General features: G+C 39.9%; 12 protein-coding genes. 4 read left to right on the top strand and 8 right to left on the bottom strand.

Annotation, left to right across the window (positions count from 1 at the left end):
• Positions 1-220: 220 nt before the first annotated feature.
• From ACFG4S_RS11360 to ACFG4S_RS11330, 7 genes are all read right to left on the bottom strand, one after another.
• Positions 221-1075 (bottom strand): ABC transporter substrate-binding protein, encoded by an 855-nt coding sequence (locus tag ACFG4S_RS11360; RefSeq protein ID WP_392534893.1) that lies wholly within the window; start codon positions 1073-1075, stop codon positions 221-223.
• A 25-nt stretch (positions 1076-1100) separates the two neighbouring features.
• Positions 1101-1916 carry an ABC transporter substrate-binding protein gene (locus ACFG4S_RS11355; RefSeq protein ID WP_392534892.1) on the bottom strand — a complete coding sequence of 272 codons (816 nt, stop codon included), beginning with the start codon at positions 1914-1916 and terminating at the stop codon, positions 1101-1103.
• 95 nt (positions 1917-2011) lie between these two features.
• The gene (locus tag ACFG4S_RS11350; RefSeq protein ID WP_392534891.1) at positions 2012-2551 is read right to left on the bottom strand and encodes an AAA family ATPase; all 540 of its coding nucleotides are present in this window, start codon (positions 2549-2551) and stop codon (positions 2012-2014) included.
• Entirely contained in the window at positions 2536-3522 is a 987-nt protein-coding gene (locus ACFG4S_RS11345) for a hypothetical protein (protein WP_392534890.1), read from the bottom strand. The genes ACFG4S_RS11350 and ACFG4S_RS11345 overlap by 16 nt, the downstream gene beginning before the upstream one ends.
• Positions 3523-3743: 221 nt before the next feature.
• Positions 3744-4430: a hypothetical protein gene (locus ACFG4S_RS11340; RefSeq protein WP_392534889.1), complete on the bottom strand. Its 687-nt coding sequence runs from the start codon at positions 4428-4430 to the stop codon at positions 3744-3746.
• A 93-nt stretch (positions 4431-4523) separates the two neighbouring features.
• On the bottom strand, positions 4524-6515 hold the full coding sequence (locus ACFG4S_RS11335; protein WP_392534888.1) for a heavy metal translocating P-type ATPase: 1992 nt from the start codon (positions 6513-6515) through the stop codon (positions 4524-4526).
• 404 nt (positions 6516-6919) lie between these two features.
• On the bottom strand, positions 6920-8560 hold the full coding sequence (locus ACFG4S_RS11330) for a tetratricopeptide repeat protein (RefSeq protein ID WP_392534887.1): 1641 nt from the start codon (positions 8558-8560) through the stop codon (positions 6920-6922).
• Between the two features lie 781 nt (positions 8561-9341).
• On the opposite strand from ACFG4S_RS11330, the gene ACFG4S_RS11325 reads away from it, so the two are divergent.
• The 3 genes from ACFG4S_RS11325 to ACFG4S_RS11315 all read left to right on the top strand — a co-directional run bounded on the left by ACFG4S_RS11325 (position 9342) and on the right by ACFG4S_RS11315 (position 12342).
• Positions 9342-9626 carry an HU family DNA-binding protein gene (locus tag ACFG4S_RS11325; RefSeq protein ID WP_010998076.1) on the top strand — a complete coding sequence of 95 codons (285 nt, stop codon included), beginning with the start codon at positions 9342-9344 and terminating at the stop codon, positions 9624-9626.
• A 26-nt stretch (positions 9627-9652) separates the two neighbouring features.
• Entirely contained in the window at positions 9653-10819 is a 1167-nt protein-coding gene (gene cobD / locus ACFG4S_RS11320) for a threonine-phosphate decarboxylase CobD (protein WP_392534886.1), read from the top strand.
• A 68-nt stretch (positions 10820-10887) separates the two neighbouring features.
• Positions 10888-12342, top strand: coding sequence for a dihydrolipoyl dehydrogenase family protein (locus ACFG4S_RS11315; protein ID WP_392534885.1), 1455 nt, complete (start codon positions 10888-10890; stop codon positions 12340-12342).
• Between the two features lie 132 nt (positions 12343-12474).
• Here the strand turns inward: ACFG4S_RS11315 and ACFG4S_RS11310 are convergent, their stop codons facing one another.
• Positions 12475-13596, bottom strand: a complete 1122-nt coding sequence (locus ACFG4S_RS11310; protein ID WP_392534884.1) for a metallophosphoesterase family protein — start codon at positions 13594-13596, stop codon at positions 12475-12477.
• Positions 13597-14096: 500 nt separating this feature from the next.
• On the opposite strand from ACFG4S_RS11310, the gene trmB reads away from it, so the two are divergent.
• Positions 14097-14744 carry a tRNA (guanosine(46)-N7)-methyltransferase TrmB gene (gene trmB / locus ACFG4S_RS11305; RefSeq protein ID WP_392534883.1) on the top strand — a complete coding sequence of 216 codons (648 nt, stop codon included), beginning with the start codon at positions 14097-14099 and terminating at the stop codon, positions 14742-14744.
• Positions 14745-14854: the final 110 nt, after the last annotated feature.

The following is a 14854-nucleotide window of genomic DNA, read 5'->3' as shown; positions in this document are numbered from 1 at the left end:
TTAGTATATCTCGTATAGCTGTTGCATCTTTGACTGTGATATCATGTCCTTTACCACGACCGTAATAAAATATCTGTAGATGCTTTATATGTCAAGTCTCTGCATAATAAGTATTATGGGTAAGCACCCGGACATGATATGACTGGTAAATCAGCATTTACGCCAATGAGTAAGGCATAACCGTTGGTAAAAGTTTGGTTGGTCATCCTTTATGCCATCATTAATTTAGTTCTAGTATAAGAACGAACCTGCCATTTTTAACCATAATTAGTATTTGGCTTCTTTTCATTTCTCTAGTATTTTTGTCAAATATAAACTCATCTCCAGAGGTGTTATTTGATGAAAGATTAACTTTTGGTAAATTTGCCAGAACTGTTGCCGTAGATAGATTTGGGGATAGTTTGAAAGACTCAATAAAAGCCTGAGTAGCATCAAAGCTAGTGGCTGTAATCCAACTAACCTCACCTTTCCATTGATCTTTAGCTTTTTCTGCAAAGTTTCTTGATTTTGGTGCGTCTCGAAACCAAGGGACAGATAAAATTAAACCTTCTAAAGAATCACTATATTTATTCAAAAATTCGTTGCCATACAGAGAATCACCTCCTAATAACTTGATTTTTGGAATATTGTTATTTCCTGTTTGTTGCAGCTTGTCTATCAAGTCTTTGTGAGCTTTAGCAATTTTACCAGCAATTTCGACATGGTTTGTATCTGGAAATAATACAATTGCCTTAGCCGGATTTTGATCCAGAACAATGTCTTGCACCTCTTTGTCTACATTGAAGTTTGGATCAGCTAAATTATGAGTGCAATTTTGGCCTCCATCCACTATTTCAGCACCTAAATTTACCATAAATGAAACTCGAAACTCTTCTCTCATACTGTTACTATATGAGTCATTGGGATTACAGAAAATTACTACTCTTTTTAAATTTTGTTTCCAGGCATATTCCGCTAAATTTTTACCTGTCACTTTATTTGAATTGACGGTTCTAAACAAGATAGGGCTTTGAAATATTGTACTCCTGCTAGCAGGTGAAATGACTGCTAAATTAGCTGTTGTATATGTTGGCAAGGCTGCATCAGTAGCATGGCTAGAATCATATCCTATAATTCCTATATATCGATTTGTCTTTTACTAGTTCCTCAGCTACTCTTTTCGCTGTATCTTCTTGGTTCTCATCATCAGCAATTACAATCTCTAATAATCGACCGTTTAATCCACCTTGTTGGTTAAACTGATTTTGCGCCTGTGCGATACCACGTAACATTTCTTGAGCAACGTCAGGTCTATTTGTGGCTGGTACTACAGCTGCCAAAGTTAAATAATTCTCTTTTTGACGGGCAAGGGCATTATTTTGGTAAATTAGTACTTCAGGGTCAGGACGATTTTTATTGTCGGCAAAAGCTTTTTTAAAATAATATTCAGCTTCTAAATAATTGGCCTTTTTAAAGCTGTAAATACCTCTGTCACGATCGCTATTTTTTATCTCTGGGAATAAAGTGCGAGCGCCGTGACTTATTTTTTGATTAATAATGCTTGGATCTAATACACATAAAACTCCTAATACTTTATTTTCATCTGCCAAACATGGGGTTGACCACTTATAAACGCCAAAACCAACACCAACACTAAGTAAGGTAGTAACAATCATTCCCGCCACGGATATCACTCTGGCTAAAGGAATTTTTAGGAGTAATCTTCTGATGAGCTTCTGCTTTTTTTGATTTGGTTTTATTTCTTCGGGTATAGGCAAGCTAACTCCAGCAACCCGAATTACATCTCCTTTTTGAGTTACCTTGCTCAGTTCCTTTGTTGCTGCTTTCAGGTCACCACGGACAAACTTTCTCATACCACAGGCATAAATCAGTAGTGGCTGAAATTCAGTCAATGGCTCAGTAAATATTTCCGTCAATGATGCCATTCGCATCAATTCTGCTTTGTTCTTATGATTCAAATTCTCGAATTCTAATGCCAACTCATGAGCTACCTTACTAGGCTGCGTGTATGCTAAAGCTGTCCAGTGCTGAGTTTGAGCAAAATCTCGAATATCTGGATCATCACTATGAAGCTTCTGCCTGACACGATATCAGCTTTGTCAATTTCGTCAATTAACACCACCGTGCGCTGCTCCTGCTGAAATGCCCGTCCTAATGGTCCCCAGCGCACATAGGTAGTCGGGTCATCAATTCGCAGGATTTGTTCTGCTGTTAGGCGATTGGAGGTTGCTAGTTGGGCATCCCGCAACCGTCCCACGGCATCGTAGTTATACAAGCCATCCCGCCCTCGACTGGTGGATTTAACATACCAAGCTTCTAATTTTAAGCCTAGCTCGTAGGCAACTGCACTTGCTAGTAAAGTCTTACCACATCCTGGTTCTCCCTTCAGTAGTAAGGGGCGTTCTAAGTAAATCGCCAAGTTCACCGCTTCTACCAGTTCGGGGTTAGGAAAATAGGGATATAAAAGCTGTCCGTTCGCGCCTCTTTCTCCTAACTTGGGCTGAACTTTACCTGTATATTCTAGAAATGGTCTATTTACAGCCTCAACCATTTTTCCTCTTGTTCATACCAATTACAGCCAGACAGGTAACAAATTTCTCCCAAGGCGCGTTCTGGAATCCCATTATCACTGTTTTTCAGTATAGTTTGTATCGTTTCTTCTACCTCGTCTATCAGTTTAGTTGGCAGTTCATCCGCCTCATGCTCCAGCCAGTTAGTCAGTTCATGTTCAGAAAATCCGGTAATCTCAGGTAGCTTGACAGGGTTATGTGGCCTCAATGTTGCTTCGAGCTTTTCGACAAAAGGAATATTCCAACTACCTGCACAACCGTCATAATCCACTAGGAACATTAGTAATTTAAATTGATTAACCTGCGAAGTTGTTTCCCGAACTTTGGCCGCCAGTGGTAGCCAGAAATCCCTGATAATCTCCTCCAGAAAAGCTTCTGAGAGACAATCCACATCATAGATAATTAGTAAGACATTTTGAGTTCGCCACCATTGATAAACTCGTTCGGCAATTTCCAAATTTGAGCTTTGTCTGCCTAAACCGACTCTACCACCAAGTTCACGCCACAAAGCAGCACTGTCACTCCTCCGGGCAATGCGACTGAGTTCAATTCGCACAATTTTTCCCGTGGTGATGTTGGGAACATGTTGAATCACTAACCGATTTAACAGCCAGCGCTGACCATAATATAGTGAGCCGTGGATCAGAAAAGCTGCTACTGAATGAGCTTCAATAAACCTGCGAAATGCTCGCGCTTGCTTGCGATAGCCCAATTTTAATAAAGCACGGTGGAGCCGTCCAGTAGACAAAGCTTGTTCGAGTGCATCAATCTGTTGAGCCAGTTCGTTAAGTTCTGTTTCAGTTTGTTCAATTTGCTTTTCTAATTGGAATTTAATGGCAGTGCTGGCCTCGATCGCCAAATCACGCCGTAGCTGTTTTTCTTTATCTCTCAGAAAATCAGACTGCTGTTCTAATGCTTGGCGTTTATGCTGTAAGTGCTGTTCAGCGGACATTAAATTACTTTTTGAGGTATTAATCTTTACTCAGCCAGAATGTGGATGCAGGAATCAGGGCGATCGCCTTTTGTTTCAATAGCTGAAACATAATCCTGACAATAGATATAAGTTATGTAATTTCTTCTAAAAGTAATTTACCAGTTCCAGACCTAGTATAAAAATCTGGTTTAGACAGTCCGCTTTTGCCTAAGCCAGCAAATTAGATGTTTAGCAGCCGATCATTGCTCACTAGGATTCAATGTAACGATAATTTCTGTAAGCCTTATTCCCAGAGGTTTCCAGTGGGAATTACTGGAGGAAAAAGTACCATCCCCTGACACTGCTTGGTAGTCATTGGGAAACTTTTCAGAAGCATTGGCAGCACCATCTACTCGTAAAATGAGTTTGCCTTGATAGCGGGATAATTTACTACTATCCAACAAAATCGTACCGCCGTAGTCCCAACCCAATCCATAGAGTTTAAAGTTACCTAATTTCTTGCGTAACTCGTTCAATGAGATTCCAACGCCGATACCTTCGCGGGTTTTCCAAGCTGAACCCAGGTTACGCACATCTAAAGGTTTGGTACGAGTATTATCACTCCAGACTACCAAGAGCGATCGCCCCTGACTTAACTTTAATTCAGTAGCGGCAAAACTACCGATTCCTTCAGCACCGGAAATGGTTTTATCGACGAGATGGGATGCACCAAACAGTTTGATTAAATCTTGTTTGGTGGTTGTGGGTGTTATCGGTCCAACTCGTTCGCCAGGAACAATTAAGGTGTCTGTTAATGGTTGCGATTTAGCAATAGTAACTGGATGATTGATTTTCTGGGGTAGTGCAACTGCTTGTTTTGCTGAGTAGCTGTAGCTTAGCAGCAACGCTAATGCAGCAGTAGCGATACCTTTAATAGTTAGATTCACGGCATACCTCTGAATTTAGGAATGTTAAATTATTACTTTTCAGTTTTAACTTATACAATTTCCCAATTAGAGATTCCCGATTTACTAAAAATTTTATTTCATTGCTCTAGTGGCGTTGAGAATTGCCAGCATTGCTACTCCAACATCTGCAAAGACAGCTTCCCACATCGTTGCTACACCTAAAATACCCAATCCAATAAATACAGCTTTAATTGCTAAAGCAAACCCAATATTTTGCCAAACAATTGTGCGAGTTTTTCTGGCAATTTTTATTGCTTCTGCTACTTTTGAAGGTGCATCTGTCATGATGACAACATCGGCAGTTTCGATCGCCGCGTCTGAACCTAAGCCCCCCATTGCCATGCCAACATCGGCTCTAGCAATGACTGGTGCATCATTAATGCCATCTCCAATAAAGGCTACTTTACCATGTTTGCTGGAGTTGCTGATTAATTTCTCAATGGCATTAACTTTATCTTCTGGTAATAACTCTGCTTCGTAGATATCTATGCCAAGTTGTTGAGCAATCCGGGAAGCGATCGCCTGATTATCTCCTGTCAACATGACTGTTCTCACAGCCATTTTTTTGAGTGTTTGAATAGCCTGTCTAGCATCCTCTTTCACTTCATCAGCTATGACTATATAACCAGCGTAAATATCATCTACTGCTAGATGAATAACTGTTCCTTCGACTAGACAATTCTCATGAACAATTTGCTGTTTGTGTAAAAGGCGATCGCTTCCCGCTATCACTACCCGATTTTCAACTTTGGCTCTAATTCCATAACCTGCTATTTCTTCATAATCTTTCACATCTGATGCATCAATTTTTTCACCATAAGCAGTGCGGATGGATTGAGCAATAGGATGATTTGAATGTGATTCAACCTTGGCAGCTAATTGCAATAATTCTTGTTTGTTCAAGCCATTTATTGGTACTATATTAACTACCTTAAATACACCTTGAGTTAATGTTCCAGTTTTATCAAAAACAACTGTGTTGACTGCATTTAAACTATCTAAAAACGTAGATCCTTTAACTAAAATACCGCGTCTAGCAGCACCTCCTACACCTCCAAAGTAGCCTAAGGGAATACTGATAACGAGTCCACATGGACAGGAAATAACTAATAAAATTAGGGCGCGATAAACCCATTCGGAAGCAGATGCACCAGATATGAATAAAGGAGGTAGCAAAGCAACTGCTAGAGATGTAAAAACTACTACTGGTGTGTAATATCGAGCAAACTTAGTAATAAATTTCTCTGTTTCTGCTTTTTTGCTTTTGGCATTTTGTACTAAGTCTAAAATCTTGGCAATGGAAGATTCATCAAAGAGTTTTGTGACTTTAATGCTGAGAACACCCATTTTATTAATCATCCCAGCCAAAACAGTTTCTCCCATTCTCACTGTTCGCGGTACAGATTCTCCAGTTAATGCAGATGTATCAACTTGGGAGTTACCATCGATAATTTCGCCATCTAAAGGAATCTTTTCTCCCGGTTTAACGACGATAACATCTCCAACATTTACTGTCTCTGGTGATACTTTTTTTAATTCTCCGTTTATTTGAATATTTGCATAATCTGGGCGGACTTCTAATAAAGCTTTGATGGAATTACGGGAACGGCTGACGGCGATATCTTGGAATAATTCCCCAATTTTGTAGAATAACATCACTCCGACAGCTTCGGGTAATTTATGAATGGCGATCGCCCCTAGTGTCGCTACTGTCATTAAAAATGTTTCATCAAATATTCTGCCTTTAAGTATATTGCGTCCAGCAGTTTTTAAAACACTCCATCCACTTAATAAATAGGCAGGGATGAAAAGCGCATATTCACCTATTGAGTAGAATGTATTGTGTAACTGATGTTCAAAAATTACACCAGGTGCATACAAACTTAAAATTACTACTAAAGGCAATATCTCATTTTTCAGATTGAATTCTCCACCGTGTTCGTGATTATGGTCATGGTTATGATTCTCATCATGATTGTGATTATGAACATGGTTATGATTCTCATGATGGTCATGTTCACAGTTGCAGCAACCTGAAGATTCTGAATGTAATTTTGGCTTCATTTCTGTTAAGACTAGTTAGTTATTTGATATAAAACCTTTGTTTAAATGTAATCAAAAAAATAAGTTTTTACAAGTTCTTAATTTAAGAACGATAATCTATATCAATACGTAAGAATTCAGAATCTAAAAGTGAGAATTTATTAATAAGTAGACTATTTACTTAATTTTGACGGAAATATATGTTTGTAGTAAGGACTAAAGTCAATACTTGTCGGTTAAGGGGAAAAGGAAAGGGGAAAGAAAAAACCTTTAACCTTTTCCCCAAACCCAATTCCGAGTTAAAAATGCAAAACCCGAGCAGTATTGGGACTAAAGTCCTTATTTTTTTAAGCACTAAAGTGCTAACTACAAACTCTTAAAGCTTTTGCAATAGACTACTAGTCTAATTGGTATATTCATTACAATTAGAAGTTTAAAATATCTAATGATTGTTCTATTTCTAAATCTAATATTCTTTCTTTTGTATCTTTCAGCGCTTCTAGTTTACCTTCTTGACGATAGATATCTGCTGCTTTTTTAAAGTCTTCAATTGCTCCCTGTTTATCTGCAATTTCTAAACGAATATTTCCCCGATTATAATAAGCATCTGCATAACGAGAATTAATCTGTATTGCGTAAGTATAATCTTCAATTGCTCCCTCAAAATCTCCTAAATCTGAACGAGCATTACCACGGTTGTAATAAGCATCGATATAATTATGATTAATCTGTATTGCGTGAGTATAATCTTCAATTGCTCCCTCAAAATCTCCTAAATCTGAACGAGCATTACCACGATTTTTATAAGCTACAGCATCTTGAGGATTAATCTTGATTGCTTGGGAAAATCCTGGTTGAGTTCCTAGTAAGTAACGAGCAATACCGCGATTTTTATAAGCATCACCATAATGGGGATTAATTTTAATAGCTTGGGTATAATCTTCAATTGCTCCCTGGTTATCTCCGATCTGAGAACGAGCTTCAGCGCGGTTTTTATAGGCTACAGCAACATTAGGATTAATTCTAATTGCTTCGGTATAATCATTAATTGCTTCTTGATAAGCTCCCAGTTGAGATAGAGCTAAACCTCGTTTATTGTAAGATTTTGCATCATGAATATTTATCTGGATTGCCTGAGAATAATCAGCAATCGCGCTTTCATAATCACCTATTTGATAGTGAGCTAAACCTCGTTTATAATAGAAATCTACATCTCTTGAATTAACTTCTAAGCCTTGATTATAGCTACTTATCGCATTGATATATTCTCCTTTCTCAAAATATTCATCACCCAATTTGATGTAAAGTACATTTAAATCTTCATTACGCTTATGTAAATAATTTTCTGGCTCAAGTGGAAAAGAAGATTGCGGCAACTGATTATTAGTTAATTTAGGAGAATTTTCTTGTTTAGCGAGATATTTGGAATTTGGTATTTGTTGCCGATAAAAATTAGAATTTACACTAGTTTGCAATTGTTCTAGATAACAAAATAAGCCGCCACCGTAGAGTAATTGGTCTATCCCAAATGAAATTTTCCCAGTCTTTAACTTAATCATTCTAGTTGGGAGAAATCCAGCTAAAAAAAGATGATATTCAGATTGAGCTTCACTGACATCTTCTTGAATCAAAATGCAAACTACAACTGCATTTTTTTCCACTTCTTCAGAACTGATTGACCATCTAACTCTGTCAATATTCCCGTGACGAGATTTAACTTCAATCCCAATAGATGGGTCAGAAGTGAGGGTAAAATCTATGTTACCATCGCCGCCGAATCGCTTTTCATAATCGACTTCGGTAATAAAATCAGCTAAACGTTCTTTGACAACTTCCTCACCGAGTTTTCCCTTAAGATAGCTGAGAAAAACATCACGAACTGGCAAAACACGCTTATATTTCTCAGCCATCTGCCAGCAAAATTCTCGTAGTGTCTTTAACCTCTGTCCAGAAATTATAGTTAATTCGCTATATTGACCTTCTGTTTCACAATGAAGTAGACAACCGGATGTTAACCTTTTAATAAAATCAGACTGTAGCGATCGCAGTAGGGTAATCCAGTCCATTTATGTTTCTGCGAATCTTTTGATGAGATTATTCTATACAAATATTCATTCGGCGTAAACCTTTCAATTCGTTTGGGTAATATTCCCCAAAATCGCTTAGTCCTAATATAGGACTAGTACTTTCATGGTTTTGCAATTTACCCGAAATTATAGTTAGTTGAAAAAATACAGTTGGGAAATTATGAAGCGCTAGATCCAGAAAATATTAACCTAGTACAGCAGGGAGCAATGCTCTAACAGTGAGATGGGTAAGCAGGGGAGGTAGGGGAAGAGGAAGAAATAAGTGTATGAGCAATCTTGGGTACAAGAGAAAACTTATCGTCAGGAGCAGTAAAATCATACCAAAAACCGAGGGGCATAGAATTTACGGTTATATAGGCAGAGTATTTTTTTATTTGTCAGGGACTTCATAACTCTTTAACATTGGTAATTAATCCCAACAAACAATAACTATCTCCCTCCTCTAAATTCTCCTCTTCACCCCACAGGTAGGGGATTTACTAAGTATTTTTTCCTAGTTTTGGGGTGGTTTTTAGTGAAATAAGTACCCTGAAACTACAAAAAATCCTGAAATCTATATAAATTAATGGTTTCATCTATCCACATCAGGCTACAACGCCTTAGAATGATTCATTGAAAAGTCGAGCCGATGGGATGTACAGCCGTTTTGAGTAAAAATACTCCCAAAGGATGATTTTTGTATTTCTAAGAACAGAAATTTCTGTACTGATGTATCGATATGCATCCGTAAAGAATCTCAAGTAAACTTCAGGAGTTTGATATGAACAAAGGTGAATTAGTTGATGCCGTAGCTGAAAAAGCTAGCGTTACCAAGAAACAAGCGGATGCAGTCTTAACTGCCGCGTTGGAAACGATTATTGAAGCAGTTTCCTCTGGTGATAAGGTAACATTGGTAGGATTTGGCTCTTTTGAATCACGGGAACGCAAAGCCCGTGAAGGTCGCAACCCGAAAACGAATGAAAAGATGGAAATCCCTGCGACCAGGGTTCCTGCCTTTTCCGCAGGAAAACTGTTTAGAGAAAAGGTAGCACCCCCAAAAGCATAGGTTCTGTCTTCGGGAACCCTTTTTTAATGCGGCAACCTGCACACGGGGGAAATTTAGCCTGGGCAGCAGCACTGGCTGGCTGTTCCCCTGATGCTATTCTGGATTTTTCTGCTAGCATCAGTCCATTGGGACCTCCAAACAGCGCGATCGCTGCTATTGTCTCCCAAATTGGTAATCTTAAGCACTATCCAGACCCAAACTATAGTGAACTGAGACTAGCTCTCAGTCACTTCCATCAACTGCCGCCTGAGTGGATTCTGCCGGGTAACGGCTCAGCAGAATTACTTACTTTAATAGGTAGGGAGTTAGCACAGTTAGCCGCGACAACTTTAATCACTCCAGCCTTTGGCGATTACTACCGAACATTGGCAGCGTACAACGCTGAAGTGCTGGAGTGTCCCGTGATTAGTTCTGAGCAGCGAGTGTTGTTAGCGGAAGCGGGGCATTTAGCCCGTGCTGAGTTACCAGTTTTACTCAGCACTCAGCACGGACTAAACGTCCCGCTATCGCTAACAGCACTCAGCACTCACTCTGGACTGTTGCTAAACAACCCGCATAACCCAACAGGTAAGTTATTTTCGCGGGAGTCGATTTTGCCCTACCTGGAGCAGTTTGCTTTGGTAGTGGTGGATGAAGCGTTTATGGATTTTGTGCCACCCAATGAGGAACAAAGCCTAATTCCAGTGGTGCAGGAATATGCGAATTTAGTAGTATTGCGATCGCTGACAAAATTTTACAGTCTCCCAGGACTGCGATTAGGATATGCGATCGCTCACCCTGACTGTCTGGCTAAATGGCAGCAATGGCGTGATCCCTGGCCTGTAAACACTCTAGCAGCAGCGGCGGCAATTGCAGCCCTCCAGGATACTGAATTTCAACAGCAAACCTGGAAATGGCTACCACCTACACGAAACCAACTCTTTCAGGGTTTAGCTGAAATCCCAGGATTGCAACCCCAACCAAGTGCTGTTAACTTTTTATTGGTTGAGTCTCAAAAATCAACTTCCCAGTTACAGCAAGAACTACTCAAGCACCATCAGATTTTAATCCGCGATTGCCTTAGCTTTAAAGAACTAGGCGATCGCTTTTTCCGGGTTGCTGTACGTCAAGAGTCCGATAACCAACGCTTACTCACAGCGCTCAATTCAGTGCTGAGTGCTGTTAGCGATAGCGGGACGTTTAGTCCGTGCTGAGTGGGGAGTGCTGAGTGAGAGAACCAATGCCCAATGCCTAATGCCCAATGCCCAATGCCCAATAAAAAATGACTATTGATTACGATGTCGTAATTATTGGCGGCAGTCTTGCTGCATACTATGCTGCGCTTGCCGCCAGCCAACTACGTGCTACAGTCGCCTTGGTGCAACCCAAAGTAGACTACGGGTTCATTCATCATTGCGCTGTGAGCGAAATTGCTAAACTGGCGCAGAAATTGGATAATGCAGCTGGTTTTGGGATTCATGCTACACATACTGATACTTCTGAAAAATGCCATATGTCTCTGGGATGGCAGGAGGCGATGCTATATGCTCAATCCGTTGCCTCAAATCTCGAAGAACAACATTCTCCTGCCATCTTAGCGGCACTTGGGGTAGATGTTATCGTTGGCACTGGACAATTTCAATCTTCACCCCAACTGGCATTTGTTGTTAATAATCGCTTACTACATGCACGCACCTATTTGCTGGCTAGTGGTTCGCGTCCACAAATTCCTGAAATAGAAGGATTGGAAGCTACGGGTTACTTTACCACATCTAATATTTGGCAATGCCTAAACACAGCGACGTTACCGAAAAATTTGGTAATTATTGGCGGCATTCCTCAAAGTATTGAAATCGCTCAAACTTTAGCGCGGTTCGGTTGCAATGTGACACTGGTAGTCAAGTATCCCTATGTTTTACCCCATATTGACCCTGAGATAGCCATATTAATTCAGGCACAGTTAGAAGTCGAAGGTGTGCGCGTTCTCACAGAAAAACCAGTGACTCAAGTGAGGCGAATTGAGGATAAAAAGTGGATTCAGGCAGGTGATAAAGCCATTGAAACTGATGAAATTTTAGTGGCGACTGGACAACAGCCAAATCTTGAATCTCTCAATTTGGCTGCCGTAGGGGTGAAATGGCATGGGCGTCGTTTAGTAGTAAATGATAAACTCCAAACCACTAACCACAAAATTTACGCTTGTGGTGATGTAATTGGTGGTTACGACTTTGCTAATATCGCTAATTATGAAGCAAAAATTGCCCTGAAAAATGCACTCTTTTTCCCCAGGTTACAAGTAAACTATCATTGCATTCCTTGGGCGGTATTTTCTGTGCCGATGCTGGCGCAAGTTGGTTTGACTGAAGTGCAAGCAAAACGGCAATTTTATCAAGATGAAGTTTTAGTTTTGCGACAGTATTTTAAAACAGTGGCAGCAGCCCAAGTTTGCGACGAAACCACTGGTATGTGTAAATTAATTGTGCTACACAATGGGGAAATTTTGGGAGCTTCGATATTAGGGGCAGAAGCTCGAGAATTAATTAATTTGATTGCTTTGGCAATGTCACAAAAAATTAAAATCAAAGATTTAGCGAATTTATCTTTTGTCTATCCCAGTTTCTCAGAAATTTTGTCACAAATTGTCAGAGACTGGAGTAAACAAAAGTTAAATAGTAACATTTCTTTGCAAGAGTTTCTAGAAGGTTTTTTCCATTTTCGGCGCAATTGGAATTTGTGATATTGAGCATTGGGGGATGAAAAAAGTTATGCGAATTGTAGCGATCGCAATTCTCACCCAAGCCCAAAATAACCGAAAAATTTATGCTTTAAGCCTAAATTTAAAATCCCAAATTGCTATAACTCCTCCCTTTTAAGCCAGTAAAAGTGTGCTGTTATTATCAATCATCCTCAGAGTTTCACCAGTGGCGATCGCTGGATTGGTTTGGGATGCACCATATGTCTGAATATAGCGCCGCACTTCTAGCGGAAAATGGGGATAGTCTAAGACTGCATCGCCATCGGCTATAGTTGCCCAGAAGTCGCGCAAACCAGGAGCTAATTCTTTGGCCTGTGATAATGGTAAATTTAGCGGAGAGTGAGTCAGTAGCTTAATTAAAAAGGGGAAAGAGCGATCGCCCATCCACTGCCGCGATGACTGTTGTAAGTTGGGAAACTCAGGTACTGACTCTACCCTATGGGATAAAATTTGCAGCGATTCTCTACCTTGGTTATCCCGATGAAACTCTAGCACCCGATAAGGGTGAGGATAGCTTACTAAAGAACCAGTCGTAATATCATATACTCCGTCTGAGTAAGCAACATCCTGAACATGCAAATGCCCAGTAAACACAAGTTTGACTCCGTAGCGTCTTAGCAACTGCAACAGTTCTGCTGAATTCGCCAACATATAGCGATTTGCTAGTGGGTGGTTCGATTGATTGGGCAAATGCTCAACCACATTATGATGCACCATCACCAGAACTAATTCATCACCAGATGCCGCCAGCACCTCTTCTAACCAGCGTAGCTGTTTGGCATCCAAACACCCCACTTGCTCGCCTTGGTCATTAAAAAAGTTAGAATTCAGTCCAATCAGCTTTACTCCGGGTAATAATTGACGGATGTAGTAAATCTGCCGTGGATCGTCATAGCCAAATTTAGTGTAATAGTAGGGAAAATCCACAAAAGCAATTGATTGCCGATCGGCCAACAGCACAGGAACGTCATGATTACCAGGAACAACATAGACGGGAAAAGGTAATTGAGTTAAGCGTTGTTGCAACCAGGCGTGATTCTCAGGTTCGCCGTGTTGAGTTAAATCTCCTGGTAACAAGAGGAAATCTAAATCGAGTTGTGTTAAATGTTCCAGTACACTTTCAAACGCCGAAATACTTACTTCCACCAGATGAAATCTGCTGGGATGATTCCAAATTGTGTGGGGAAGTGCTAGGTGTAAGTCGCTAACTATCCCAAAGCGAAAATTAAGAGCCATTGATTTATGAAAATGTTAAAAGCAAAAGTTAAAACAAGTCTTTTCCAAAAAGTATAACCCTTACTTTCTCTTCCTGCTCAGGAGTGCCTGTACTTAACATTTGTATACATTAATCATCAATTACACGCTATAGTAACAATTAACTCCAAGACTAATGAAATGGATTCAATTTACAAAAACTCCCAGAAACTTAATTAATAATCACTTCTTATCTGCACACAAAGAACTAAGCTGTTACGCATTTAACTTGTACATTTGCCCGACGACTGATGACTGATGACTGATGACTGATGACTGATGACTGAAAACCCGTCAACAGTTAACAGTTAACGACCATCAAGAGTGTTTATCTCATTTAGACGCATATTAGCTTAATAGTAGATATCTCTGAGAAAGAGACGTATCACTGTTACATCTCTACAAGGGTTTCGGTGAACGCCTAAGGAATTTGTGGAGATATCTAGTAAATAATCATTAATTACGAATTAGGAGAGAAAATTTTGGCACCAGTCCGAGTCCGCCAGCATGTTAACCCACTTGGTAAAAAGTATCAAACACCAGTAAGTCCACTGGACTGGGAAAAAGTTTATCCAAAACCAAATCAACCACTACATCTAGATATTGGCTGCGCGAAAGGACAGTTTTTGTTAAATCTGGCCAAGATAGAATCAAACTGGAATTTTCTCGGCTTGGAAATTCGGGAACCGCTGGTGTTAGAGGCGAATAAGTTACGTTCTCAATTAGGTTTTACAAACCTGCACTACTTATTTTGCAATGTGAATAATTCCTTGCGATCGCTTTTATCTTCCCTCCCTCCAGGAAGTTTACAGCGCGTTACAATTCAGTTTCCCGATCCTTGGTTTAAAACCCGCCATGCTAAACGTCGTGTAGTCCAACCAGAACTAGTAGCAGAATTAGCGAATTATCTTGCGGTAGGCGGTTTTGTGTTTCTGCAATCAGATATGGAATTTATCGCCGTTGAAATGCGCGATCGCTTTGCTTCTCACCCAGCCTACCAGAAAATGGGTACAGGAGAATGGTTGAGCGAAAATCCGCTACCAGTTGCTACAGAACGCGAAATATATACCCAAAACAAGGGTGAACCTGTTTATCGAGCTTTGTTTGAAAGGATCGCAAATACAGACTAATACAACATAAGAGAAATCCACGTAATATCTCATTAACCAGACAAACAAGGGGCTTAAGCCTCTTGTTAGAGAGTTGAGAATTGATACTTTTCTTGATAAGCTTTGCAACT

This window comes from Nostoc sp. C117 (assembly GCF_043099735.1).
Lineage (GTDB): Bacteria > Cyanobacteriota > Cyanobacteriia > Cyanobacteriales > Nostocaceae > Nostoc.
Note: the sequence above shows the minus strand (reverse complement) of the source record. Positions and strands in the feature narration are given on the sequence as shown.